Below are 24,292 nucleotides of genomic sequence, written 5' to 3' on the forward strand. Positions count from 1 at the left end.
CAATACATTGCTATATAAACGCTCAGTAAAGAATAACACAGCCTTGAGCCAGCGGGATAAATTGAGCCAGCGGGATAAATTGAGCCAGCGGGATAAATTGAGCCAGCGGGATAAATTGAGCCAGCAGGATAAATTGAGCCAGCAGGATAAATTGAGCCAGCAGGATAAACTTGGTTTCAGAAGGCAAAGCAAATAATGTGCTGCCACAATGACTATTCTGAAAAATAAGCGACAACTTATTATTACGACATGGTGAGAAATACATAATTATCTACACACTCCCTGAATCGTGTCCGCAGCAGCAAGACTGCGGAGCTTGGCTCAAAGGTGTCGGTATCTATTCCAACTTATTTAAGTGTTTATTCTATATTCGCGATCTGCTCACGCATTTGTTCAATTAGTACTTTTAATTCTACTGCTGACTGCGTTATGTCGGTGTTGATGGACTTTGAGCCTAGGGTATTTGACTCGCGGTTAAATTCTTGCATCATAAAATCCAATCTGCGGCCAACTGCGCCGCCTTTTTTGAGGATTTTGTGGGTTTCACCAATATGTGATAACAAGCGGTCGAGTTCTTCGGCTACGTCTACTTTTTGTGCCAGCATTACCATTTCTTGTTCTAATCGTGTTGCGTCGAGTTCAATTTTGGCTTCTTCGAAGCGAGCTTGAATTTTCTCTCGTTGCCATTTGATTACATCTGGCATGTGAGCTGTGACTTTTTCTACTTCTACATTAATGCCATCTAAACGTTGTTCGATCATGGCTTTAAGGTTAGTGCCTTCGGTTGCGCGAGCGGCGATAAAGTCAGTGAGTGTGAGGTCAAATTCAGCTAACACATCACCTTGGATACTGTCCATATCGGCTTCTTCGGCAGAAATAACGCCAGGCCAACGTAATACATCAAGAGGGTTTACACCGGCAGATTGGCCGTGGGATTGCACCCAGTCTGCGGCGTGCATCACTTGTTTGGCTAAGTCTTCGTTAAGGCTTAATTTGCCCACTGCCGCGTCATTAGCTACAAAACGTAATGAACACTCGACTTTGCCGCGTTGTAGTTGTTTGCGAAAACGTTCGCGCAGCACCGGCTCCATGCTTTTAAAGTGCTCAGGAAGACGGAAATAGGTTTCAAGAAACCGTTGGTTAACCGAACGTATTTCCCATACGGCTGTGCCCCAATCGGCTTTAAGTTCACGGCGGGCGAAAGCTGTCATACTGTAAATCATAAGATGTCCTATTTACTGCGACTCAATATCTGAATAGGAATCGCTATGTATTTCTGTGTCTTTATATTAACTCAATCCAATATGTTCGTTGTGCTCTTTTTTGCTTAATAGCATTCGAGGACATTTATTTATATTTCAATTCCCCGTATCCAGCTCATTGCGTTATAATCCTGCGCCATAACCATCCCCCCAATAATTGTGGAGTACAGCATGCGTCCAAGTGGCAGAACAGCCGGGCAAATTCGTCCCGTTACCATTACCAGAAACTTTACTTGTCACGCCGAAGGTTCTGTCCTAATTGAGTTTGGCAATACCAAGGTGCTTTGTAATGCATCGGTAACAGAAGGTGTGCCTCGTTTTATGAAAGGCCAAGGTAAAGGCTGGGTAACCGCAGAATACAGCATGTTACCTAGAGCGACTCATACTCGTTCTGACCGTGAAGCGGCTCGTGGTAAACAAGGCGGTCGTACTCTTGAAATTCAGCGTTTGATTGCACGTTCATTACGCGCAGCGGTTGATTTAAAGTTGTTGGGTGAAAATACTATCGTTGTTGATTGTGATGTTATTCAAGCTGACGGTGGTACCCGTACTGCCTCTATCACCGGCGCATGTGTGGCACTAGCCGATGCATTAAGTTGGATGCGTGCTAAAGGTATTTTAAAAGCGAATCCAATTAAACATATGATTGCTGCTTTATCTGTTGGTGTTTACAAAGGCGTCGCTATTGCTGACTTAGAATATCTTGAAGATTCTGATGCTGAAACAGATATGAACGTTGTAATGACCGACACTGGTAAATTCATCGAAATACAAGGCACAGCTGAAGGTGACCCCTTTGATTCTGATGAGCTAAATGAAATGTTGGAACTGGCTAAAAATGGTATTCGTGAATTGTTCGATGAGCAAAAATTGGCTTTGAATTAGGACGGTAAAATGCAAGATTATCAACGTAACTTTATTGAATTTGCCCTAGCACGCAATGTTTTGAAATTTGGTCAGTTTACCCTTAAGTCCGGTCGAACTAGTCCCTACTTCTTTAATGCGGGTTTATTCAATACGGGTGGTGATTTGGCCAAGCTCGGTCAGTTTTACGCGCAAACTTTGCAAACATCTGGTATCGATTACGATGTGTTATTTGGCCCTGCCTATAAAGGTATTCCTATCGCCACTACTACTGCTGTGGCGTTAGCAGACAAACACAACGTAGATAAGCCTTATTGTTTTAATCGTAAAGAAGCGAAAACCCATGGTGAAGGTGGCAATTTAGTCGGCAGCCCGCTTGCAGGTAAAATCATGCTGGTGGATGACGTTATTACTGCAGGTACTGCCATTCGTGAGTCTATGCAATTGATTGAAGCAAATAATGCCCAGCTTGCAGGCGTGTTAATTGCCCTTGATAGGCAAGAAAAAGGTCAAGGTGAGCTGTCTGCTATCCAAGAAGTTGAGCGTGATTTTAATACTAAAGTGGTGTCTATCGTCAGCTTGGCCGATTTGGTTGACTATCTCAGCGATAAACCTGATATGGCCGAGCACTTAGCTAATATCAAACAATATCGTTTGGATTACGGGATATAGTCATCGATGGGTAATGTTAGTGCTTTTGATGACGCCAATTACCAATTAGACGCGATAGGCTTACGCTGCCCAGAACCCGTAATGATGGTGCGCTTAAAAATACGTGAGATGCAAGTTGGCGAGACAGTTACTGTAACCGCCGACGATCACTCCACTACTCGAGATATCCCCAGCTTTTGCCGATTTATGGAACATGAGTTGCTGGACTCACAAAGTGTTAATTCTCCCTATCAATATTTGATAAAAAAAGGCCGCTAACTTAGCGGCCTTTTTTTATCTACAGAATCTTATCTAATTGGGTTTGCGGAACTTAATAGTCCAGCGATCTGTATTGCCAGTGACCGATTTAGCGCCCACTTCGTAGCGTAATTCATCATCTGCGCGATAGTGTAAGTTGGAGTAGTCAACCAGTTCAAAGCCAGCTTCTTGAATTTCTTTAATCGCTAAAACAGGGTCAACACGGCGACCGTTAAAGGGATTGGATTCTTCCATATGGCGAGCAGTGTGATCCACTACAGCATAAACACCGCCTGGCCTGAGGGCTTCGAAAGCCAACTTATTCATGTGGCGACGACCTTCTTCACCAAAGTTATGGTAATTGCGAAAAGTCAGCACCATATCTAGATCTTTTACTTCAAGTGAATCTGCGTCTAATGAATAAAAACGTTCGCCATCTTTTCTATATAATTTTGCATCTTCAGCGACAATTTTTACTTTTTCGAAACCAGGCTTTTCAGTTAAACCTTTAATACGCCCTGTGCCCATCGCAGCATAATACTGACCTTTTTCACTTACTACTGGGGCTAAAATTTTTGTGTACCAGCCACCACCAGGGATCAGTTCGATAATTTTCATATCATCACGCAAACCAAAAAACTCTAAGGTTTGTAAGGCTTTTCGGTTTCTATCACGGTCGGTTTCTGCTTCGGTTCTGATTTCCGCTTTTAATGCCGATTTAATTTTTTCTGCGGTAGCGTCAAAGTTATCAGCCGCTATTGAGCTGACACTCACTGCGAGTAACAATATGGGTAGAAGTTTCTTCACTGATGTATCTCCATTTTTTTTATTGTTTAAAATTGTGAAAGTGGTTTAGCCTATCGCTGTTACAGACCGTTGAAATTAAACATAAATTTCAAATTAATCAACAGCCTACTGATGTTTATAAACCACACCATCTTTCATCACAAAACTTACCTGTTGTAGTAGTGATATTTGCGCTAAAGGATCACCTTTTACTGCGACTAAATCGGCTAATTTGCCCACTTCGATTGTACCAAGGCGGTCGCTAATTTTTAGTAAGTCAGCTGCGCTTTGTGTGGCACTTCGAATGGCTTCAATTGGTTTCATGCCCGCTTCTACCATCAAAACAAACTCTAGGCCGTTGTCACCATGAGCAGACACGCCAGAATCAGTGCCAAACGCAATTTTCACTCCAGCTTCATAAGCTTTGGCAAAAGTTTGTTGAATGAGTGGACCAATAGCCGCTGCTTTAGGTCTAACAAGGTCGGGAAAAAAACCATCAATTTTGGCTTTTTCTGCAACCCAGTTTCCAGCCATAATAGTTGGCACATAATAAGTGCCATTCTTTTTCATTTGTCTAAATACTTCTTTATCCATGTAGGTGCCGTGTTCGATAGAAGTAACCCCTGCTTTGATAGCGCGCAACATGCCTTCTTTGCCATGGGCATGTACTGCGACCGTCATACCATAGTCTGTAGCAGTTTCTACTATGGCGGTAAGTTCGTCGTCCATAAACTGTGGGTTTTGACCATTTTTAGCCACGCTTAACACACCGCCTGTTGCAGTGATTTTTATTAAATCAGCCCCGTCTTTATAACGCTGTCGCACTGCTTTGCGAGCTTCTGCGACACCGTTCACTACACCATCGAGAGGTCCAGGGTTACCCATAATTGACTTGCTGCGGCCATTAGTTGGATCGGCATGCCCACCTGTAGTCGCGATGGATTTGGCGGCAGTATAAATGCGCGGCCCTTTGACCAAGCCTTTATTAATCGCGTTTCTAAGAGCAACCGTTTCATTGTGGCCATCACCCAGATTACGTACAGAAGTAAAACCCGACATCAAGGTTTTTTCTGAATAGTGAACGCCCTTAATTGCATAATCTGCTTCGTTTAGGGTAAATCGTTCCATGTAACTTGCTGGACCGTTATGTTGGCTGGATATGTGTGTATGCATGTCCATAAATCCAGGCATCAGGGTGTAAGCTGATAAATCAATGACAGTGTCTTCGCTGCCACCTTCAGTGAATCCTTTGTTGATAGCGGTAATTTTGTTGTCGGTGACAATCACAGTTGCATTTTGAATGACTTTATTTGAGGTGCTGTCAATTAGACTGCCAGCATGAATAACCGTGGCAGCCATTACTGTACTGGCTATAAAAGATTGGGCTATCGCTGCAAAGATTAGCGTTGATTTTAAGGTTTTGTTTTTCATATTAATACTTCCTGTTATAACTCGCCAAGGCTAAAGCTGAAGTCACCGCTGTTAAGCATTAGATGGTGCTTACCATCTACTATTTGCTCTTCACCCAACTCAGCGAGTTGGTAAAATACATTTTGATGTAAACGAGCCCATAAGTTTCTGCGAACTAAAGCATAAGGTAGATATGCAGCTGTTTTTTTATCTGCAAATATTTGAATAGGATTTTCTGAACTAACAACTAAATCGTCGCCAGTGTTGGTTGTAAGAGCTAACTTACCGTCTTCTTTGTGCCATTGAGTAATGATAAAGGGGGCGTCTTCGACTTGAATTCCCACCTTTTCTACAGGTGTCACTAAAAAGTAATGATCGTCTTCGCGCTTTAAAACGCTGGAAAAAAGCTTAACTAATGCTTTGCGACCAATGGGTGTGCCCATGTAAAACCAAGTGCCGTCATGTTTTATTTGTATGTCTATGTCACCGCAAAACTCAGGGTTCCATTTATCCACGGGAGGTAAAGCCGCATTTTGAGAGCTGATTTGTTGTTGAAAAGCACCTAAGTCAAAACTCGCCATTAAAGCGTTTCTTTTATCTCACGTAATTTAGCTTTAATACGACGCATGTTTTCCGGTCCTGTGCGCAATAATTGCTTTTGCGGGGCAGTTAACGATTCTAGTTGGCTATCTGCAAACTTGTACATAACGCTATCAGTATATACTTCGACTGGAAAAGGTACTTCTGGGGTATCGAGTAATACATCAATGGCCTCTTCAAGCTTTTCATCAAAGCTGTCAGATGGGTTACCAATTTCAGCAAATATCCGTTCAATTGCTGGTTTGTACTCCTGATAAAGCTGCAATAGTGATTCTGTTTCGAGAGACTCAAGCACCTCTACATAAGGTGCATAACGTTTATAACTCGCAGGATCTATCCATTCTTTATCGGCTTGTCTGTATGTTCGAAATGGTTTGTCTGGTTGAACTAACATTCTATTGTTAGTGGCTATTTCTTCCTCGGCTAGTGTATTGGTCATTATAACGAAGCGCTCTAAGAGTGCGTCATTAACAAGCAAACGTGCAAAGGCATCATAATCAGATAAGGTTAATAATTTAGTTTTTACCGTGCCATCGCTTGTATCTAATGGCTCTGGCTCAGGAATGATTTCTGGTTCAGCTTGTTCCTTTACCGGGGCTGGGATAATAGCGACAGGTTGCTCTTCAATAATGGGTTCGACTGTTGGTTCAATAACAGGAGTGTATGGCTCAACAACAGGTTCAGGCTCAGGTTCGCTAGGCCAAAGCACAACGGCCAAAATAATAGCCAGTACTATTAAACCTATAGTGAAATGGGGAACTAACGACTTTTTCGATTCTTCACTCATGATTTTCCTGTTGACCAAATACCCTAAATTACACTAACACTTCAGCCTACTTAAAATTCCATCTAAATGATACGCGTAGATTGTAAAATACTGTAATTACATTCTTATCTGGACTGACCATTAAGAGGTAACTAAACTGGCTATGTGGTTCACCTAATTTTAACGTGTGTGGAAGTCTTTTGAATATTATTTTATATGCAGTGCCATTGTTTTTCCTGTTAATTGCTATCGAATTGTTATTAGAAAAAGCAAAAGGTACCGATTATTATCGTGTTAACGACAGTATAAACAGCTTAACTGCTGGTGTATTAAGCAGAATGACTGGCATTATCAAGCAGTTATTTCCCCTAACAGTATATGTGGTGGCGTATGAGCAGCTGGCCTTGTTTGAAATTGAACCAAGCTGGTGGAGTTGGCTCGGTGCCTTTGTAATTTATGATTTTTGTTACTATTGGAATCACCGGCTAGGTCACGAAATGAATATTTTGTGGGCTGCTCATGTCGTGCATCACTCAAGTGAAGAATACAATTTAACCACGGCTTTAAGGCAAAGTGGTAGCAGCGTGTTCAGCTGGATTTTTTACTTGCCTATGGCCATATTAGGCTTTGATCCTATTGTTTTAATCACGGTAGGTTCGTTAAATCTGATATATCAATTTTGGGTGCATACTCGGCATATTCCCAAGTTGGGCTGGTATGAATGGGTATTTGTGACACCTTCCAATCACCGAGTGCACCATGCGCAAAACCAAATCTATATAGACCGCAATTATGGTGGCGTGTTTATTCTTTGGGACCGAATTTTTGGTTCATTTCAAGAAGAATTGGATAACGATAAGCCTATTTATGGTATTCGAAAGGCGCTCAAAAGTTGGAATCCATTGTGGGCAAATGTGCATGTGTACAGTCAATTGGCCAAAGACTGCTGGCATGCAAAACGTTGGCAGGACAAACTACTGATTTGGTTTAAACGCACAGGTTGGCGACCTGCAGATGTTGAGCAAAATTACCCACTGAGTAAGGTTGATCTCACTAAATTTAGAAAATTCGATATTCCGCTAACGTTGATCAATAAATTTTATAGCCTGTTACAGTATTTATTGATTACTTTTGTTGGTTTGTTACTAATGATGAACGTTGCAAGCCTAACTTTAGCAGAACAAATTTTAGTGGTGATATTTGTTCTTTATGCCAGTTTATCCGCGGGCTTAGTGATGGAAAATAATCCTATAGCTATTTATTTAGAATGGGTTAAATATTTGCTAGTTTTAATTACTCTGCTTATGTATTCGTTACCTGAATGGATCGAATGGGCACTAGGAATTAGCATGCTCATAAACGTAGTGGTTTTGTTATTTAAAAAGAACGATATTATCAATTCAACTGGGCCTTTGATGGAGGCTAATAATTGAAAAAATCACTCATAGATTCAGCGCAATCGGTATCAATATAGAAGGGTTTGAAGAATTTTCGCCGATTGTCGCTTAGGTCCAAAGTACCTAACTTAATACACTAAATCAGTTTGTCGAAAAGTAACCTTAACTTAACGGTATAGTGACTCTAGTCACTCCATCACATTTTAGATAAAGAAGAATAATAATATGATATTTTTAAGATACTTAGTGCTCCCCTTTCTCCTTGGTAGCGTTGCGGTCATGGCTAAACAAGCACCATTGGTCTCAATCCCCACTCACGATGCTTTTTTCTCCAGTATTGCCCAGTACTGTGGCAAAGCTTTCGAGGGAAAAGTTGCGGTAGATAACCAGCCTAGTCCGGCATTTGAAGCCAAATTAGTTATGTTTGTGCGCAGCTGTAATGACGTTGAATTGCAGATCCCATTTTATGTGGGAGACAATGCATCTCGTACCTGGATTATTAAAAAAACTGGCAGTGGTTTAAGTCTAAAACATGACCATCGACATAAAGATGGTACTTTTGATCTTGTGACTATGTATGGTGGGCATACACTCGACGCAGGTTATAAACAAATACAGTCTTTTCCTGTTGACCAATATTCAAAAGAATTGTTTGCCGAACATGGATTGCCTCAATCTATTACCAATACATGGCAAATGTATATATACCCAGATTCGTTTTCTTATCGTTTAGTGCGTGAAGGAAGAGAGTTTAGAGTGGATTTTGATTTAACTCAGCCTATACCAGTGCCTGCTGCTCCTTGGGGATATGAGGAATAGATTGTTGTTTCACCACTGCACACCACCATAATGCATTGAGGCTAAACGGCCCAATTCGGAACCAGATAACAATGCTTGTTGTATATCATTGTGTCTAAGGTAACTGCATGTGAACCCAGCTTGAAAGGCGTCTCCACATCCCGTAGTGTCGACCACGTTTGTAGGCAACGCAGGCTGCGTAAATTGCTGCCCTTTATAAAACGCTATGCTGCCATTTTTACCTAGAGTAAGAACGATAAGTGATGTGTTTTTTGTAGATAAATTAGCTAGTTTTCCAATCATTTCTACATCACCACCGACATAAGCAATATCGACATTGGTTATAGTATCCGCCAGCACCTGAAAAGCAGGAAGATGTAAATAATCCACAATTAAACTGCTTTTGCCTCTTCTGGCTAACGTTTGCTGAAAATTAGGGCAGCTAGAATGGGTTGTCCAAATATCAAAATTAGAGATTTTCTGCCAGGTTTCCTCACTAATTTTATAGTTTTCGAAAACACCGCCATTCCAAGCACCTTCTTCTCCAAACCTTTCGCCAAAATCGTCGTTAATAATACGATTGTTAGCGGTATGCCCTTTAAGTATTTCCACGAGAGCAACATCAACATTATTTTGTTTTAGTAAGGAATATATTTTATTACCGTGATTATCATCGCCCAATGCACCTGCGAAGTGACAATTAACACCCTGACTCGAGAGCCGAATAGATTGATTGAGTGCATTTCCCCCAGCAAAATGTTTTTTCTGTTGTGGGAAAAAATCCATAGCGGCCACACTAAAACAAGCAGCTTTCATAGATATACCACGGCTGGAACTTCAATAAACCTAATGAGGCATACGTAAAACTGATCGGGAAATAACACCTTTTAAACCTTAGTAATTTTTAACTTGTGATTACTTTTCTCTGATTAAATTGGATTTTCAATTTATAGTGTCGTTAGTATTGACGTAACTAGTTGACAATTTGGGCGTCAATTATCCATTTTCTAGCTTGCTCAACAGATTCAAAAAATAGTGGTTTACTCGCTCTATCTTTATGGATATCCGAAAATAAAGCTTCGTAAAAAGAATGCCCTTCATCTCCTGGGAATACAAATGCACTAGGGTATTCAAATCCTTTATTTATTCGCCACGCCTGTAGTGCTTGAAGTTCTTTTTTTGCATCATGGGTAACGATGCACTCTCCTCGAAGAACAGTAATACATCCTATACACGCATGCCCCACATCGACTTGAATAGTTTTCATTTGTTCTATAAATGACAATACTGATTCTATATTCCAAGGCCCCACACCTTCGACTAGAATAATCTGGCCATCAAATGTAGTTTTGTATTGTCCATGTTCTTCAAAATTCACTTTAATTACCTTTAAACATGTCGAAAAAATGCTTCTTGTGCACATAACACATTAAATAAACCAATAGTCGGCTTGACGACTTTGTTAGGTGGTCCCTTGTCGATTCTCAAATAACGTTGCACTCAAGACTACTCAGAAGTAATAACTCTAATGGCTAGCAACGCCCACATTGAAAGTAAGATAAGCCAGCTAGAAAAATAAGCATAGACTCTTGGCCATATTTTGTTACTACCCGTATGAATATAAGTGTGAATTGCCCTTGCAGCGACATATGCCCATGCTAGTAGAAAAAATGGGAGCCCAGTCGTATTGACTGAAATAGCAGATACACAACAAACATAGAAAAGAACAGGAGCTTCATACAAATTAGTAAAGTTTCGCGCTAGCTTCGCAGATTGTTCTGGCTCAGCTTTACCTTGATAAATACTGAAATATGCAGGGTCAATTTCCCCTGCTCGGGCCAATTTTGATCGTAAGCTGAACAGCCGGACCAAGACAGAGAATGTGAGTAATACCATTGCGAACATGGGGAAAACTAAGTAGTGATTATTGATATCCGTATCCTCTATAAATTTTTGAATAACACTCTCAACTGAAGAGTGTTTAACCGTTTATTAGGTGGAAGTAGGGTTAAATATAAACACTACTCTCATTCTTACCTCAATATTCAGGTTAATTTTTTCTACAGCATTTCATAAATTTAAGCGTTTGAAAAAGCTAGTTTATATTTGTTGTTTTGTGATTAACCCAAGATAGGTATCTATTTAGAAAAATGTGAAAAATGATTATTGAACTACTATAAGGATAGAAACGTATTGCGTATCTATACTTTTAGCTAAATCTGAGATGGCCCTGTGCATCAAATCAAATACCAATTAAAGCATGTCTTAACTCAATCCCCAGTGGTCGAGATGTTGACTGTGCGTTCATACGAAATGAATATCTATCTTGTTGAGCTTAGAGTGGGTGATGAGATGGGGTTGGTTTATGAGGGGGATAGGCCAAAACGTTTTCATAGCACGCAGCATGTCCGCGATACGTTTGATAGTTGCATCATTTTGGCTGCACAAATGCTACACGAGTCGCCCTATGATGAGATGATAGGTAACCCTGAATCAGCACAAACTCTAGGCGCCTTGCCTTTCTCTATGGGCCAGCCGTACTAGTTTTTTGCTTGTAGTGAAGAGTTATCGCTTAAAGTTTTTCTTTAGTATTGTGGATAAATAAGTACGTATAATAAGCACCCATCACTACCATTATACCAATGCCAAGAATAGAGCCCCAAGCGACTGGGTCGTTCAATATTAGATCCCACATAATGATTCACCTTTGTTAGATAACGTTTTAACTAAGGTGATCTTATGCAATTAACACTGGCTCATATTGATCTAGATCAGTTTTGCGGCAAGGCTTTATTGAGTTTTAAATGTGAGTTTTAGTAGTTCAATTGAATCTGTAAATGTCAGTGTTTGTAATTTTCCTTTGCCTTCAACATTAATCGTATTGACTTGCTCTGGCCAAAGATCACGAAGTGCGTCGTGACGTATTGTCAGATTATCTAATGTGGTGGGTTGTGTGGTTTCCTGGTATACCCAAAAAAACTGACCTTCTAACTCAACGCCGACCATTTTTAATGGCAGTGGTTGTTGATTACTGGCAAACAAATTAAACCGTTGATTAACGTATTCGCCAAATTGGTTTTGAGTTTTTTTCGAGTCGATGATATCTGCATCTTTACCAAATATTTGTTTTACCGCGTGTTCAGCATCATGCACTCTAAAGCGGTGCATGATTTCAATGTTTTCAGTACGCGGATTAAACAATACTGTGCTAATCGCGGTTTTTTGCTGGTGGGCTGAAAGTGAGAACGCTGCAAACAGCAGCGCTCCTATCGCCCAATTTACGATTTTATTCATCGTTGTTTTGGTCGTCTTTTTTAATATCTTTGTCTTCTTTCAGCTCAGTTTTAATATCTTGCATGATATCGCGAGATACTTTTCTAGTGCTTTTTTTCCTTTTGTAAGCTTCGATACGTGACGGGATGATTTTGCGAGGGTAATGATTATTACTCACATCAACATCTGCAGTCTCCCAACGTGGATCAACAGTAACACTGACCAATTCTTTGTTTTTGTCAGTGATAATCATTTTATTCACTGCTTTGGGAGTACGACGCCAAATTTCTGCAGGAATGTATTGATTTTCCGTACTACCGTCAGCAAACGTGAGTTCCATGATGATTGGCATCACTAACCCGCCTTTGTTTGAAAACTCTAAAACGTAATAGTTTTTGTCTTCTTTTACTGCGCGCTCCAAAGCTGTTTTTTCCCAAGGTTTCAATTTTTTTAGGAATTTTTTATATTTATTACGTTCTTTGTTGGTCACGGTAAAACGATCGTTTTCGTCATAAAAGTCTGTGATATCAGAAAAACGCTCGACCCAAAGATCTTGGCCTTCAGCTTTATTACGTTCGTCGGTTAACGACATAGGTTTGTCTAATTCTTCTTGGCGTAAACGATCAAAGTCTATATCTGGGTTTTTGGTATCCAAGCGCAACTTAGAAATTTTATCTAAGGAAATATCCACGTGATCAGTGCTGTAAAACCATCCACGCCAAAACCAATCTAAATCAACACCTGAAGCTTCTTCCATAGTGCGGAAAAAATCTGAAGGTGTAGGGCGTTTGTATTTCCAGCGCTGTGCGTATTCCTTAAAGGCAAAATCAAATAATTCACGACCTAAAATAGTTTCGCGCAAAATATTTAATGCCGCAGCAGGTTTGGTGTAAGCATTCGGGCCTAAACGTAATACGCTATCTGACTGAGTCATAATTGGCACTTGAGTAGAGGATTTCATATAGCTGACAATATCCCGAGGCTCTACACCCCAAGGAATAGTGGGGTCCCATTCACGGCCTGCAACACCGTCTAGAAAGCTGTTTAATCCTTCATCCATCCAAGTCCACTGACGTTCATCAGAATTGACGATCATAGGAAAATAGATGTGCCCTACTTCGTGAATAACCACACCAATTAAAAAGCGTTTTTCAGCTTGCGAATAGGTTCGGCTTCCGTCGTCTTGCAATTCGGTGCGAGGACCATTAAAGGTGATCATGGGATATTCCATGCCGCCTACTGGGCCGTTAACTGATTGTGCTACGGGATAAGGATAATCAAAAGAAAAACGGCTATACACTTCTAATGTTTGGATAACAGCTTCGGTCGAATATTTTTTCCATAAATCGCCGCCTTCTTTGGGATAAAAAGACATGGCCATAACTAAAGGTTGATCTGCACCACCTTGTTGATGACCACGAGCATCCCACATGAATTTACGTGATGAAGCCCATGCGAAGTCACGCACATTTTCAGCGCGGAATTTCCATGTTTTGGATTTGTTGCTGCCTTCTTTTTCATTTTCTAAGGCTTCTTCTTCAGTGACAACAAATACTATACGGTCAGCTTTTTCAGCTTCTTTTAAGCGTTTGCGTTGCGTTGCGGTGAGAACGCTTTTTGGATTTTGTAACGCACCAGTAGAGCTAACAATATGATCGGCTGGCACAGTTAACTCAACATCGTAGTTGCCAAATTCTAAAGTAAACTCACCACGGCCAATAAATTCTTTGTTGGTCCAAGCTTCATAATCTGTATAAGCATGTAAACGTGGGAACCATTGGGCTAACAAAAATATATCGTTACCGCCAACTCGTTCGTCATCAGGAAAATGCTCATAACCTGAACGTGCCGATACCGCATCTTCTTCAACAATATTGAAAGCATAGTTGATTGAGAATTCGACTTTTTTACCCGGCTTTAGGTGCACAGGTAAATCGATACGCATATTGGTACCAACAACGGTGTGCTTAAGGTTTTTGCCCTTATTGTCTTTAACCGCTTGAATGTCATAACCCAGCACGTTGTCGTCAGTAAATTGTTGGCGGCGTAATGCGCCCAAACTCATCTGTGCTGGTTTACTGCTAGAGGCTGTTGATGTGGCTGGTCCACGATTTCCAATGCCACCGAAGGTGGTAGTCATGGCCGACATAGAGTCATGACGAAATTTATTCTGATCCAACTGCACCCAAAGGTATTTAAGGGTATCAGGTGAATTATTGTGGTAAGTGATTTCTTGGCTAGCTTCAATTCGACGCTTTTCTTCGTCAAGTTTTGCTTTGATTTTATAATCTACTTGTTGTTGCCAATATTCATGGCCGGGTTCACCAGCCGCGTTACGGTATACATTGGGTGTAGGCAGTGACTCATCTAATTGACGAAATTTATCTTCAAAATCGCCTTTTGTTTGGTTAATCGCCGCATTTGCCGAGCCAATAGTTGCAAGCGACAGGACTGCTATCGTTATAAATTTCTTAAACATTGTATTCCCTGGTTGTCGTGATGTAGTAGTTAACGGCGTAATTTTTATTGTTATTTTGCCGTCGGCGGGGATCTTATTACAATTTTACTGACAGTTCTTTGCTGAACTAACCAGTATTAAGAACGTTTTGTTAGCACTTTTCGTTCAAAACCGTTGTTTTTGCATGAATGAATTGGTAAATAGTGTGTTTTTAGACCATAGCTTATAACTACATTAGCTTGTTAATCCCTTGTTTTATCGTACTCTAAGGGCATAGCGAAGTGAGGTGTTGTATGTTTAAGGTAAACTGGAAGCGAGCAGTGATTAAAGTAGGTAGCAGCCTGATTGCGCCTAGCAATAATCAATGCAGTCAAGAGTATCTAAGGCATATTGCACAATTTATTAGTGATAGCCGAAAACAGGGAAAAGAGGTTATTTTGGTCTCTTCGGGTAGTGTTGCTGCTGGAAAGGGTAAAATTGCTTTTAAACACCGCCCATCTATTACTGAAAAACAAGCCATGGCCGCAATAGGTCAAACCCAGATGATGGCAAATTGGGCGAGTTTGTTTGATTTTGATTGTGCACAAATATTGCTGACATCGGATGATTTACATAATCGCACTAGATACGTGAATATCAAAAGTACCTTGCGCGAGCTGCTAAAAAATTACGCCTTACCCATAGTTAATGAAAATGACACTGTGGCAATTAACGAACTAAAGGTGGGCGATAACGATAATTTGGCGGCCTATACTGCATTAGTAGCTGAAGCCGACACCCTTATCATTTGTTCGGATATCAATGGTTTATATGATGCCGATCCCAGAAGTAACCCCTCTGCTAAGTTAATACCTGAAGTCGACGTTATTGATGACAGTATTTATCAATTAGCCGGTGGCGCAGTGTCCGAGATGGGCACTGGTGGAATGCAAACTAAAATTCAAGCTGCGCAAAAATGCGTAGATTCAGGTATTCAGACTTTGATCGTTAACGGCCGTGACCCAGCTGCGTTCGAAACACTGGCCAAAGGTTATTCACCAGGTACTTTATTCAAGCCAAATAAAAGTTTAGCCAGTGCCCGTGATAATTGGTTACGACATACCTTAAAAGTGAAGGGGCATATTGAAGTTGATCAAGGTGCAAAACGTGCACTATTGGAAAAAGGTGCATCATTACTACCTTCAGGCATAACCGCTGTGAACGGGGCCTTTGTATCTGGTGAAGCGGTCAATGTGACCTTTGAAAGTAAAGTTATTGCCAAAGGTTTAGTTCTTTACAGCGCCAAAGATTTAGCCAACATACAAGGCTTAAATAGCCAAAAAATAGAAGCTACTTTAGGTTACTCATTTGGTGAAGCTGCCATCCATCGAGATGATTTAGTGCTGCTTTGAGTTTGCTGATTACATTATTTATACAAGGATCCACAAAATGAGTTTTTCGATTACAGACGCTGCAAAACAAGCTAAAAAAGCAGCTAGGCAAGTAGCGAATCTAACGTCTGGGCAAAGAAATCAACTTTTGTCAGATATTGCTGAGGCGTTGATATCTAATACATCATCTATTTTGTTGGCTAACGAGAAAGACTTAGCTGCAGCCAAAAGCAATGGTTTAGATGCCGCTATGCTTGATCGTCTAGCTTTAGATCCAAAAGGGATTCAAGGCATTGCCAATGCGGTGCTTGAAATTGCTGGTCAGCCAGATCCCGTTGGTTCAATTTCCAAAATTGAACGTATGCCAAGTGGCATTCAAGTGGGCAAAATGCGCATACCTTTGGGCGTGATAGCGATGATTTATGAATCACGGCCTAATGTGACCATTGATGCGGCGGCATTATGTTTAAAGGCAGGCAATGCAGTGATATTGCGCGGTGGTAAAGAAGCAATACATTCTAATTTGGCTTTGGCCAAATGTATTGAGCTTGCCCTAGCTAAAAAACACCTAGACCCAGCAGCTGTGGTGGTTGTGCCTGATCCCGATCGGGCAGTGATGAACGAATTAATGACGCTTAATGAATCCATTGATTTAATTATCCCTAGAGGTGGTGAAGGGTTGATTCGTTTTGTTTCTGAAAATAGTCGTATTCCTGTGATCCAACATTACAAAGGTGTATGTCATTTGTATGTGGATAGTGCAGCCGATGAAGTGAAAGCATTGAACATCCTTAAGAACGGTAAAACCCAACGCACAGGTGTGTGTAATTCACTTGAAACTTTAGTGGTACATCAAGATCTCGCCTCTTCGTTTTTGCCAAAGGCCGCCGCACTATTAGCCGAGCACAATACGGTTATTCATGCTTGTGAAGACAGCATTGAATACTTTGATGGCGCACAAAAGGCGACTGAAGACGATTGGCACGCAGAATATTTGGCAATGGAGATAGCCGTAAAGGTGGCTGACGATTTTGAACAAGCTATCGCCCATATCGAAGAATACAGCTCGGGTCATACCGAAGTGATTGTCAGCCAAGATTACTCTAAAACCCAAGCCTTCATTCGCCGGATTAATTCGGCTGTGGTGATGGCCAATGCATCATCGCGTTTCTCAGACGGTGGTCAGTTAGGTTTGGGTGCTGAAATTGGCATATCCACCAGCAAATTACATGCTTACGGACCAATGGGTGCTGAATCGCTCACTACCGAAAAGTTTATCGTGATGGGTGACGGCGAAGTCCGTAGCTAATTTCAAATGATAAAGACGCAACACTACTTGTTTGATTGGGGTGACACCTTAATGGTTGATCTGCCTAGTCAGACTGGTTCTATGTGTGATTGGCCCAAAGTACAAGTTGTTGACGGGGCTAAAGCATGTTTGCAGCGATTAAGTGAGCACGCTTATTGTCATTTGGCGACCAATGCCGAAGATTCTTCAGAAGCACAAATTCGCTTGGCGCTAAAAAGAGCAGGGTTAAGTGATTATATTGAACGTATATTTTGTCGTGAAAATCTTGGTGTCGGGAAAACAGCTCCGAGTTATTATCACAAAATAACCGAGCGCTTAAATGTCAGCCCAGAACATGTCACCATGATCGGAGACTCACTCGAACGAGATGTTCATCAAGCGTTAAAAGCTGGTATAAAAGTGGTTTGGTACAATCCTAATGGCGGTCAAGCTGAGTTCGACACTTTAACTATCAATAAGTTAAATATGCTGACTTAGTGAGTCTCAGATTTATTTAGGATAAAACAGTATGATGGTTTCATTGTTTAAGGGATCTATAAAGAAGAAGGTTGAGGCTGCACTTTCTTTGATTATGAGACAATAAAAACAAGCATGACCACTAAAGAAACTTAAGTCGTCACGATTATCTATTACTCATAACCCACCATTTCAATTTTTACTTATATGCCAACGCAGCCCGGCATTTTATGGCATAAATGTTGTACCACTAAAGTGGATAAATTGTTATGCCACCGTCCATCACTATTGACTGTCCTGTCATAAAATCACTCTCTTTTGAAGCCAGAAACACTGCCACGCCTTCCATATCTTCAACTTGTCCATAACGTCTAGAACACGAACGCCTGAGACATGCCTCTTTGAATGCCTCTGGTGTGTCCGTGGTAAAGTCAGTTTCTACATAGCCAGGTAATAAAGCGTTTACTTGTATTTGATTCGGTCCAAGCTCAACGGCAAGTGCGCGTGTCAGGCCAACCATTGCTGTTTTAGTTGTAGAGTAAGAAGCCTGAAAACCAGTGCCTATTATTGCTGCAGCAGAAGAATTAATAATCAGTTTACCGGGTGATTTTCTTTCTAGTAGGTGAGTAATCACTGGTTTAAAGGTATTCACCACTCCGTTGATATTTATATCCATCACCCGGTCCCAATCGGCCTTTTCGGTTTGATGTAAATAACCTCGTGTGCCTGAGCCCCCGGCATTGGCAAAACAAATGTCTACCTTTTTGAATCTAGACAAGGTGGCAGCAAATGCAGCATTTACTTGTTCAATATCTGTAACATCGGCTTCAAATGCCTCTACGTCAGCACCAAGAGCACGTAAGATAGCAATAGACTCGCGGTTTTTGTCAGGGTTTCGCCCCCATACAGCCACCTTAGCACCACACTTCACTAACCCTTTTGCAAAGGCTAAACCAATACCGCCATTACCGCCTGTTATTAGCGCGACCTTGTCCGTTAAATCAAACATTCTTGAATCTCTTGCTATCAACATTTTATTTCAGCGCCGTCCTTAACCGGACACCCCTGTAATCTATAAAATAAAAAAGCCCCACCAAGAGGTGGGGCAAAAATACCTGAGAACACAGTCCAGGATTTTTTACGCAAATTTAAAAGGTTATTCGAAGCGATAAGTGACACGTATACCGTAAGTCCTTGGGTCAAGATAAGTGGGCGTTCGGTAACGTCCAACCAATGAATTATCGACACCTAAACCTGTTACCGAGGCTTCGTCTGATGCATTTTTAATAAAAGCTTCAAACTCCCAGACATCGTTTAAATCTCTAACCGTTACACTTAAGTCAGTTTGTTGCCAGCTATCTTGTAAGTCCGTGGCAATGTTATATAACCTTGTATAAAACTCATCCTGCCAAAACGTTTGTAACCGGTACGCAATTTCCCAATCTCCAGCTAATCCGTGGGTATATTGAATACCAAACTGAATTGAACTTTCTGGTGAGAACAACAAAGTATTCCCTTTCAAATTAACTGGACCAGATCCGGAAGCGGCAGAAATATCGGGTGAGGTGAAAAACTCTTCATTGATTTCAGAGTCTAGCAAAGACAGGTTCAAATTCATTCGTAAGCCGTCTATTGGCGCAGCAACAAATTCAAACTCAGCGCCTTTTACGTCCGCATCAACGTTGGTATTAAAAGTGGTACCGTCACCTAAAATCCCACCCACTTGAAGGCCATCATATTGGTAGATAAAAGCAGTCACATTGGCCTGAAACATGCGGCCTGCAAAAGTGTTTTTAGTGCCCATCTCTAATGATTTGATGTATTCAGGATCGAAGGTTGGAAAAGACGACTCGCTCGCTCCTGGGTTAATACCTCCCCCTTTATAGCCACGAGACAAAGTACCAAAGAACAAGGTTTCATCGGTCATATCAAAATCTGCCGAATAACTGAGCCCGATTTTGCCTGTTACTTCTTCCCAAGCACCTTCACCGTCAACGAAGCTGTTGTCTAAATCAAAAGCGGGGTTGAGAAACGAAAGAGGAGAAATTGTTCGTGTTTTTACTTCTTTTTCTTCATCGGTATACCGCAGTCCGACTGTCAATTTGAGGTCATCACTAAAGTCATAATAACCTTCACTAAATACGGCCCAAGATTTAGTGGTTATTTCTGGCGACTGAAAGCTAAAAGTGGCAAGTTCATCAGGTAATCCCAGATAACCGACTACCGCTGTTAACTCTGGTAGGTAAAAATTGACAAAAGATTCACCGTCATAATCAAAGTAATAAGCACCTGCAGTAAAGTTAAACGGCCCCTCACTATAAGATGCAACTCTAAATTCCTGACTCATTTGCTTACTGGCACCTTCATCTGTGCGAACCGTACTATGACGTGTGGTTAATTCAGTTCTGCCGCTAGGCAATAGCAGAGTTTGTGGGGTCAACATGCCATCTGCACCATCTCCGCTATCAAAATCTCGTTCGGCCTGAAATTCTCTATCATGGTAAGCAGAGACTGATGTAAACACATAATCGCCAAACTCATAATTGAATTCAAACGAGACTAAGAGGTCGTCGCCATTAAATACAGGCTGGGTATCCATGCGCACTTGTCTTGGGTCGCTTGGGTTGCTACGAACAGAGCCATCCAGGTTGGTATTATAAAAATTATCACGTAAACCGTAACCCAACGCACCTAGTAGGCCAGACAAACCACCATTGGCCAATGCGCCGTCGGTATGACTGGTATTAGGGAATTCACTAGCCAGGGTTTCACTATTATCACAACCCAGAACTGGATCTGACTTACACAAGACACCCACCACCCCACTGCGGTCACTGTGCTCTTTAAAATACTGGACGAATAAAAACCCATTGGCTTCTTCACTAAATTCGAAGCTGGTTGAGCTGCGCACAGACCATTGGTCTCGTCCGTCAAGCTCTTCGAATCCAACGTCTTCAGCCACGTTCTCGGTGTAACCATCACGTTTCACCGTATTAAAAGCAAAGCGCTGTAAAACGGAGTCACTAAGAGGAATGTTAAGGTAACCTTTTGTTCTTAAGCCATTAAAACTAGCAATTTCTGTTGTTAACTCAGCTTCAAATATATCATCAGGCTTTCTTGTGAGTGAGTTCAGTACGCCGGATGTAGTGTTACGGCCAAAAAGTGTACCCTGCGGGCCACGTAAGACTTCAATGGATTCCAAATCGTAAAATTCGTTTTGGATAGAATTGGCCCTTATATATACGCCGTTAACATGGACTCCCATGCCAGGATCAGCAGTGGAGGAAACAGCGTTATTACCGACACCACGCACACTATAGCCTGAGCTACGAGATACCATAAGATTAGGCACGGCATATTGAATATCTAAAGCATCTTCAATATCCTGATCGTCTAGCATAGCGCGGCTAAAGGCACTGATGGCAATAGGCGTTTCTTGCAAACTGTTTACACGCTTTTGCGCGGTGACTTGAATGACTTCAAGGCCTTGGTTTTCTTCTTCTAAGTTATTAACTGCCTGCGCAACGTCTTGTGCAAGTGCAGAAAACGCAAAGGGCAATAAGGCAATGATACTCAACATTGGGTTTTTGGTGTTTCTCGCTGGCATGATAGGCTCCCAGTTTTTATGTTTGTGTGGTGATATTAGATTCAGACAGTAGTCATCTCGGCCGCTACTAAGCAATGTGTCAATAAGGTCAATTTATTGACAAAACGTTCAATAGTCAACCTGTTTAGTTGCAATTATGTTAATTTATTAGAAATTTTTGGGTTTGATATAAAAATGAAATTTTTAAAACATCAATATAAACAACAAATTAACATGATTTTTTGAAAGTATTCTGTTATTAACTTATTGTTAATTAAAAATTTACAGTTTTTATTGTACCGCCATCAACACGCAGATTTATCCCGGTTATGTTGGATGCAACTGGACTGGCCAAGAAGACTGTGGCGTTTGCCACCTCTTGTGCCGTGCCTAAACGACCAAATACCGACAGGGCTTGGGCCCGCTTATACAAGTCGGGTTTATGTTTTTCTACCCCTTGCCAAAAACCATTTTCATGATAGATCGGCCCCGGAGAAAGCAAGTTAACCCGAATGTTTTCTTTGCCTAACTTATGGGCCAATTGCGAGGCGTAAGAAATAAGCGCGGCCTTCATTGCCCCATATTCAGTTTCAGTCGGCATGTTTGCACTCATAATTGAGGCAATGGATGCGATATACACAATGGATGCATCTTTGCCTTTGCGCAGGTGTGGTAGCGCCAATTCGGTGGCCCTAATATGTTGCATTAGATCAGCCTCAAAGGCCTGTTTCCAGCGGGCTTCACCGCTATATTCATTGTTACTGGTAACATTAGATACAAACACATCCAGGCCACCAAGCTGTTCAACTGCAGACTCAAACCACTGGCCAAATGCCTGGGAGTCACTCACATCTACAGTGGCACCGTAAGCTGTTGCACCTTGTGCGCGCCAATCGGCGAGCGCGGCATTTAAGGCATCGGCTCCCCGAGCACAGGTTGCAACTGCCGCCCCTTCATTAATGAGTGTTTGCGCCGCAGCGTGACCGATACCGCGACTGCCACCCGTGACTATTACCCGCTTATTAGCAAATCCTAAATCCATACCAAGCCCTCATGACTATGTAATAAAATTGTTAATTTAAACCCTACATGGTATTGAACTGTTCGTCAATAAGGTTTACATTACTGATTATGCGGATAAAAGAAAAAACAACTTTTGTGTTGAGTTGTTAGCGGTGAGAATTAAAATGGCAAATAATCGTCGAATTGGTGTTTTACAGGGATTGCGGTCTGCGACCCTGCTAGGTCTGTGGTTTACGAATATGGTGATTGTACAGGCAGAAGAGTCAATTGATGCTGGGAAGATTTTCCAGACTAACTGCGCAGCTTGCCATTCGGGAGCCCTGCTCGAAGCACCCAAAGTTGAAGCTTTTAAACTCTATCCTCCCGAAAGAATAGTAAAAGCCCTAGAATCGGGTTTAATGAGTACCGCAGGAATGGCCTTATCCCGAGAGGAAAAATACGCGGTGGCTGAGTTTTTAAGCGGCAAAAAAATCGCTGAATCCAGCGCTAAAGTCACTGCTTATACCTGTAAAAGAGCCGGTATTGACATGCCTAGAGACGCAGCTGATTCAGTCTGGAATGGGTGGGGCGGTAAAACTGCCAATAGACGACATCAAGACAAGGATCAAGGTTTGTCACCGGATAATGTGGCTGCTCTCAAATTGAAATGGGCATTTGCTTTTCCTGAGGCAACAAGAGTAAGGGCACAGCCTGTTGTCACTCAGAATATTGTGTACGTTGGCAGTCAGGCCGGGATTGTTTATGCTCTTGATGCCCAAACAGGCTGCGTACACTGGGAGTATAAAGCCAAGGCTGAAGTGAGAGGTGCGCTTTTTTTACAGCAAAACACCCTGCTATTTGGTGACTTAGATGGCAATGCTTACGCATTAGATGCTCAATCAGGCGAGTTGAACTGGCGTAAAAAAGTACATAGCAGTCCATTAGCAGTAGTAACCGGTTCAGTGATCGCTGATGAGAATAAGGTCTATGTACCGGTTTCATCGCTGGAAATTATCCCTGCGGCGAGAGTGGACTACGAATGTTGCTCGTTCAGAGGGGCGGTAGTTTCCTTTGAGATTAAAACAGGTAAAAAAGTGTGGACCACTTACACAGTTGACGAGCCTAAACCTACCTATAAAACCTCGGCTGGCACTCAACAGCATGGACCTTCGGGAGCCCCAGTTTGGTCTGGACCAACTCTAGATGTGAAACGTAATTTACTGTATGCCACCACAGGGCAAAACTATTCAACTCCTGCTACCGGAACAAGTGACGCTGTATTGGCTATGGACCTAAGTTCGGGTGAGATAAAATGGGTTACTCAGGTCACCAAAGGCGATGCCTGGAATGGAGCCTGTTCCCGTAAAACGCCCAATTGTCCTAAAGAAGACGGCCCCGATTTTGATATAGGTGCTTCTGCGATGTTAACTAGCCCGGAAAACGGTAAACAACTGCTTGTCATCGGTCAAAAGGGTGGCATGGTGTATGCCTTAGATCCTGATGCCAAAGGTGAAATTGTATGGCAGCAAAGGGTTGGAAGCGGCGGTACCATGGGTGGCGTGCATTGGGGAATGAGCAGTGATAATCACAAGGTTTATGTGGGTGTGTCGGACTTGCCTACTAATAACCCTTACATCGTTGGTGAGCCTCGTCCAGGGCTGCACAGTCTAGATCTGCTGAGCGGTAAGTTTGTCTGGCGCACAGCATTGCCAAACGTTTGCCCCAAAGAGCGCAAGTTTTTATGTTTTCCCGGCATATCAGCAGCGGTATCAAGCTCTGCAGACTTAGTTTATGCAGGTAGTCTGGATGGCATGTTTAGAATTTTCTCTGCAGACACAGGTGAAATACTTTGGCAGTACGACACTAAACTAGCGGTAAACAGTATCAATGGGGTAAAAGGCTTTGGTGGCGCGATTGAAGCTGACGGCCCGGTTATTGCCAATGGCAATATCTATCTAAGCTCAGGCTATGACAAGTGGGGAGAAATCCCGGGTAATTTACTGATGGTGTTCTCACTTGATGGCAAATAAACCTTAGCTTGGCCTA

At 41.9% G+C, this 24,292-nt stretch carries 25 protein-coding genes; 10 read left to right on the forward strand and 15 right to left on the reverse strand.

The window, feature by feature from the left end; translation table 11 throughout:
* Positions 1-22 precede the first annotated feature (22 nt).
* Complete coding sequence (locus QZ488_RS05485; protein ID WP_293746797.1) at positions 23-265, reverse strand: hypothetical protein; 243 nt, start codon at positions 263-265, stop codon at positions 23-25.
* Between the two features lie 94 nt (positions 266-359).
* Positions 360-1,223, reverse strand: a complete 864-nt coding sequence (locus QZ488_RS05490) for a YicC/YloC family endoribonuclease (protein WP_293746798.1) — start codon at positions 1,221-1,223, stop codon at positions 360-362.
* A 210-nt stretch (positions 1,224-1,433) separates the two neighbouring features.
* Between QZ488_RS05490 and rph the strand changes: the two genes are divergently transcribed.
* Genes rph through tusA form a run of 3 tightly spaced genes read left to right on the forward strand, consistent with a single transcriptional unit; the run spans position 1,434 to position 3,056 of the window.
* Positions 1,434-2,147 carry a ribonuclease PH gene (gene rph / locus QZ488_RS05495; protein ID WP_293746799.1) on the forward strand — a complete coding sequence of 238 codons (714 nt, stop codon included), beginning with the start codon at positions 1,434-1,436 and terminating at the stop codon, positions 2,145-2,147.
* Positions 2,148-2,156: 9 nt separating this feature from the next.
* Positions 2,157-2,798 (forward strand): orotate phosphoribosyltransferase, encoded by a 642-nt coding sequence (pyrE, locus tag QZ488_RS05500; RefSeq protein ID WP_293746800.1) that lies wholly within the window; start codon positions 2,157-2,159, stop codon positions 2,796-2,798.
* A 6-nt stretch (positions 2,799-2,804) separates the two neighbouring features.
* The gene (gene tusA, locus QZ488_RS05505) at positions 2,805-3,056 is read left to right on the forward strand and encodes a sulfurtransferase TusA (RefSeq protein WP_293746801.1); all 252 of its coding nucleotides are present in this window, start codon (positions 2,805-2,807) and stop codon (positions 3,054-3,056) included.
* 33 nt (positions 3,057-3,089) lie between these two features.
* Here the strand turns inward: tusA and QZ488_RS05510 are convergent, their stop codons facing one another.
* The 4 genes from QZ488_RS05510 to QZ488_RS05525 form a co-directional block, all read right to left on the reverse strand.
* Positions 3,090-3,842, reverse strand: coding sequence for a methyltransferase (locus QZ488_RS05510; RefSeq protein ID WP_293746802.1), 753 nt, complete (start codon positions 3,840-3,842; stop codon positions 3,090-3,092).
* A gap of 105 nt (positions 3,843-3,947) precedes the next feature.
* On the reverse strand, positions 3,948-5,252 hold the full coding sequence (locus QZ488_RS05515; protein ID WP_293746803.1) for an amidohydrolase family protein: 1,305 nt from the start codon (positions 5,250-5,252) through the stop codon (positions 3,948-3,950).
* A gap of 14 nt (positions 5,253-5,266) precedes the next feature.
* Positions 5,267-5,812: a DUF1285 domain-containing protein gene (locus tag QZ488_RS05520; protein ID WP_293746804.1), complete on the reverse strand. Its 546-nt coding sequence runs from the start codon at positions 5,810-5,812 to the stop codon at positions 5,267-5,269.
* Positions 5,812-6,618 carry a DUF3014 domain-containing protein gene (locus tag QZ488_RS05525; RefSeq protein WP_293746805.1) on the reverse strand — a complete coding sequence of 269 codons (807 nt, stop codon included), beginning with the start codon at positions 6,616-6,618 and terminating at the stop codon, positions 5,812-5,814. The genes QZ488_RS05520 and QZ488_RS05525 overlap by 1 nt, the downstream gene beginning before the upstream one ends.
* Before the next feature lie 179 nt (positions 6,619-6,797).
* Here QZ488_RS05525 and QZ488_RS05530 point away from each other — a divergent pair, with 179 nt between their 5' ends.
* Positions 6,798-8,030 carry a sterol desaturase family protein gene (locus tag QZ488_RS05530; RefSeq protein ID WP_293746806.1) on the forward strand — a complete coding sequence of 411 codons (1,233 nt, stop codon included), beginning with the start codon at positions 6,798-6,800 and terminating at the stop codon, positions 8,028-8,030.
* A 189-nt stretch (positions 8,031-8,219) separates the two neighbouring features.
* The gene (locus QZ488_RS05535) at positions 8,220-8,813 is read left to right on the forward strand and encodes a hypothetical protein (RefSeq protein WP_293746807.1); all 594 of its coding nucleotides are present in this window, start codon (positions 8,220-8,222) and stop codon (positions 8,811-8,813) included.
* Positions 8,814-8,822: 9 nt separating this feature from the next.
* On the opposite strand, the gene QZ488_RS05540 is transcribed toward QZ488_RS05535, so the two are convergent.
* The 3 genes from QZ488_RS05540 to QZ488_RS21485 all read right to left on the reverse strand — a co-directional run bounded on the left by QZ488_RS05540 (position 8,823) and on the right by QZ488_RS21485 (position 10,697).
* Positions 8,823-9,608, reverse strand: a complete 786-nt coding sequence (locus QZ488_RS05540) for a carbohydrate kinase family protein (protein ID WP_293746808.1) — start codon at positions 9,606-9,608, stop codon at positions 8,823-8,825.
* A 157-nt stretch (positions 9,609-9,765) separates the two neighbouring features.
* Positions 9,766-10,170, reverse strand: coding sequence for a hypothetical protein (locus QZ488_RS05545; RefSeq protein WP_293746809.1), 405 nt, complete (start codon positions 10,168-10,170; stop codon positions 9,766-9,768).
* Between the two features lie 128 nt (positions 10,171-10,298).
* Positions 10,299-10,697 (reverse strand): MAPEG family protein, encoded by a 399-nt coding sequence (locus tag QZ488_RS21485; protein ID WP_366508984.1) that lies wholly within the window; start codon positions 10,695-10,697, stop codon positions 10,299-10,301.
* Between the two features lie 327 nt (positions 10,698-11,024).
* On the opposite strand from QZ488_RS21485, the gene QZ488_RS05550 reads away from it, so the two are divergent.
* Positions 11,025-11,336 (forward strand): DUF6482 family protein, encoded by a 312-nt coding sequence (locus QZ488_RS05550; protein WP_293746810.1) that lies wholly within the window; start codon positions 11,025-11,027, stop codon positions 11,334-11,336.
* Positions 11,337-11,364: 28 nt separating this feature from the next.
* On the opposite strand, the gene QZ488_RS05555 is transcribed toward QZ488_RS05550, so the two are convergent.
* From QZ488_RS05555 to QZ488_RS05565, 3 genes are all read right to left on the reverse strand, one after another.
* Positions 11,365-11,487, reverse strand: a complete 123-nt coding sequence (locus tag QZ488_RS05555; protein WP_293746811.1) for a DUF3149 domain-containing protein — start codon at positions 11,485-11,487, stop codon at positions 11,365-11,367.
* 95 nt (positions 11,488-11,582) lie between these two features.
* Complete coding sequence (locus tag QZ488_RS05560; protein WP_293746812.1) at positions 11,583-12,086, reverse strand: DUF6702 family protein; 504 nt, start codon at positions 12,084-12,086, stop codon at positions 11,583-11,585.
* A complete protein-coding gene (locus QZ488_RS05565) occupies positions 12,079-14,544 on the reverse strand; it encodes a M1 family metallopeptidase (protein WP_293746813.1) in 2,466 nt (821 codons plus the stop codon). The genes QZ488_RS05560 and QZ488_RS05565 overlap by 8 nt, the downstream gene beginning before the upstream one ends.
* Positions 14,545-14,816: 272 nt before the next feature.
* On the opposite strand from QZ488_RS05565, the gene proB reads away from it, so the two are divergent.
* Genes proB through QZ488_RS05580 form a run of 3 tightly spaced genes read left to right on the forward strand, consistent with a single transcriptional unit; the run spans position 14,817 to position 17,679 of the window.
* A complete protein-coding gene (gene proB, locus QZ488_RS05570; RefSeq protein WP_293746814.1) occupies positions 14,817-15,914 on the forward strand; it encodes a glutamate 5-kinase in 1,098 nt (365 codons plus the stop codon).
* Positions 15,915-15,951: 37 nt separating this feature from the next.
* Entirely contained in the window at positions 15,952-17,202 is a 1,251-nt protein-coding gene (locus tag QZ488_RS05575) for a glutamate-5-semialdehyde dehydrogenase (protein WP_293746815.1), read from the forward strand.
* Positions 17,203-17,208: 6 nt separating this feature from the next.
* Entirely contained in the window at positions 17,209-17,679 is a 471-nt protein-coding gene (locus tag QZ488_RS05580; RefSeq protein WP_293746816.1) for an HAD-IA family hydrolase, read from the forward strand.
* A 229-nt stretch (positions 17,680-17,908) separates the two neighbouring features.
* On the opposite strand, the gene QZ488_RS05585 is transcribed toward QZ488_RS05580, so the two are convergent.
* From QZ488_RS05585 to QZ488_RS05595, 3 genes are all read right to left on the reverse strand, one after another.
* Positions 17,909-18,667: an SDR family oxidoreductase gene (locus QZ488_RS05585; RefSeq protein ID WP_293746817.1), complete on the reverse strand. Its 759-nt coding sequence runs from the start codon at positions 18,665-18,667 to the stop codon at positions 17,909-17,911.
* Between the two features lie 147 nt (positions 18,668-18,814).
* The gene (locus tag QZ488_RS05590; RefSeq protein WP_293746818.1) at positions 18,815-21,265 is read right to left on the reverse strand and encodes a TonB-dependent receptor; all 2,451 of its coding nucleotides are present in this window, start codon (positions 21,263-21,265) and stop codon (positions 18,815-18,817) included.
* Between the two features lie 253 nt (positions 21,266-21,518).
* Positions 21,519-22,286 carry an SDR family oxidoreductase gene (locus tag QZ488_RS05595; RefSeq protein WP_293746819.1) on the reverse strand — a complete coding sequence of 256 codons (768 nt, stop codon included), beginning with the start codon at positions 22,284-22,286 and terminating at the stop codon, positions 21,519-21,521.
* A 145-nt stretch (positions 22,287-22,431) separates the two neighbouring features.
* Here QZ488_RS05595 and QZ488_RS05600 point away from each other — a divergent pair, with 145 nt between their 5' ends.
* Positions 22,432-24,276: a PQQ-binding-like beta-propeller repeat protein gene (locus QZ488_RS05600; RefSeq protein ID WP_293746820.1), complete on the forward strand. Its 1,845-nt coding sequence runs from the start codon at positions 22,432-22,434 to the stop codon at positions 24,274-24,276.
* The last annotated feature ends 16 nt before the right edge of the window (positions 24,277-24,292 follow it).

Origin of the sequence: uncultured Paraglaciecola sp., assembly GCF_913020055.1 — a bacterium.
GTDB lineage: Bacteria > Pseudomonadota > Gammaproteobacteria > Enterobacterales > Alteromonadaceae > Paraglaciecola.

Excerpts from the sequence above, each read along its gene's own strand:
- QZ488_RS05535 (WP_293746807.1), top strand. The coding sequence starts at position 8,220 with ATGATATTTTTAAGATACTTAGTGCTCCCCTTTCTCCTTGGTAGCGTT.
- QZ488_RS21485 (WP_366508984.1), bottom strand. The coding sequence starts at position 10,697 with ATGTTCGCAATGGTATTACTCACATTCTCTGTCTTGGTCCGGCTGTTC.
- QZ488_RS05595 (WP_293746819.1), bottom strand. The coding sequence starts at position 22,286 with ATGGATTTAGGATTTGCTAATAAGCGGGTAATAGTCACGGGTGGCAGT.
- QZ488_RS05525 (WP_293746805.1), bottom strand. The coding sequence starts at position 6,618 with ATGAGTGAAGAATCGAAAAAGTCGTTAGTTCCCCATTTCACTATAGGT.
- rph (WP_293746799.1), top strand. The coding sequence starts at position 1,434 with ATGCGTCCAAGTGGCAGAACAGCCGGGCAAATTCGTCCCGTTACCATT.
- QZ488_RS05575 (WP_293746815.1), top strand. The coding sequence starts at position 15,952 with ATGAGTTTTTCGATTACAGACGCTGCAAAACAAGCTAAAAAAGCAGCT.
- pyrE (WP_293746800.1), top strand. The coding sequence starts at position 2,157 with ATGCAAGATTATCAACGTAACTTTATTGAATTTGCCCTAGCACGCAAT.
- QZ488_RS05485 (WP_293746797.1), bottom strand. The coding sequence starts at position 265 with ATGTATTTCTCACCATGTCGTAATAATAAGTTGTCGCTTATTTTTCAG.
- QZ488_RS05490 (WP_293746798.1), bottom strand. The coding sequence starts at position 1,223 with ATGATTTACAGTATGACAGCTTTCGCCCGCCGTGAACTTAAAGCCGAT.
- QZ488_RS05555 (WP_293746811.1), bottom strand. The coding sequence starts at position 11,487 with ATGTGGGATCTAATATTGAACGACCCAGTCGCTTGGGGCTCTATTCTT.
- QZ488_RS05520 (WP_293746804.1), bottom strand. The coding sequence starts at position 5,812 with ATGGCGAGTTTTGACTTAGGTGCTTTTCAACAACAAATCAGCTCTCAA.
- tusA (WP_293746801.1), top strand. The coding sequence starts at position 2,805 with ATGGGTAATGTTAGTGCTTTTGATGACGCCAATTACCAATTAGACGCG.
- QZ488_RS05560 (WP_293746812.1), bottom strand. The coding sequence starts at position 12,086 with ATGAATAAAATCGTAAATTGGGCGATAGGAGCGCTGCTGTTTGCAGCG.
- QZ488_RS05590 (WP_293746818.1), bottom strand. The coding sequence starts at position 21,265 with ATGCCAGCGAGAAACACCAAAAACCCAATGTTGAGTATCATTGCCTTA.
- QZ488_RS05580 (WP_293746816.1), top strand. The coding sequence starts at position 17,209 with ATGATAAAGACGCAACACTACTTGTTTGATTGGGGTGACACCTTAATG.
- proB (WP_293746814.1), top strand. The coding sequence starts at position 14,817 with ATGTTTAAGGTAAACTGGAAGCGAGCAGTGATTAAAGTAGGTAGCAGC.
- QZ488_RS05585 (WP_293746817.1), bottom strand. The coding sequence starts at position 18,667 with ATGTTTGATTTAACGGACAAGGTCGCGCTAATAACAGGCGGTAATGGC.
- QZ488_RS05540 (WP_293746808.1), bottom strand. The coding sequence starts at position 9,608 with ATGAAAGCTGCTTGTTTTAGTGTGGCCGCTATGGATTTTTTCCCACAA.
- QZ488_RS05600 (WP_293746820.1), top strand. The coding sequence starts at position 22,432 with ATGGCAAATAATCGTCGAATTGGTGTTTTACAGGGATTGCGGTCTGCG.
- QZ488_RS05565 (WP_293746813.1), bottom strand. The coding sequence starts at position 14,544 with ATGTTTAAGAAATTTATAACGATAGCAGTCCTGTCGCTTGCAACTATT.
- QZ488_RS05515 (WP_293746803.1), bottom strand. The coding sequence starts at position 5,252 with ATGAAAAACAAAACCTTAAAATCAACGCTAATCTTTGCAGCGATAGCC.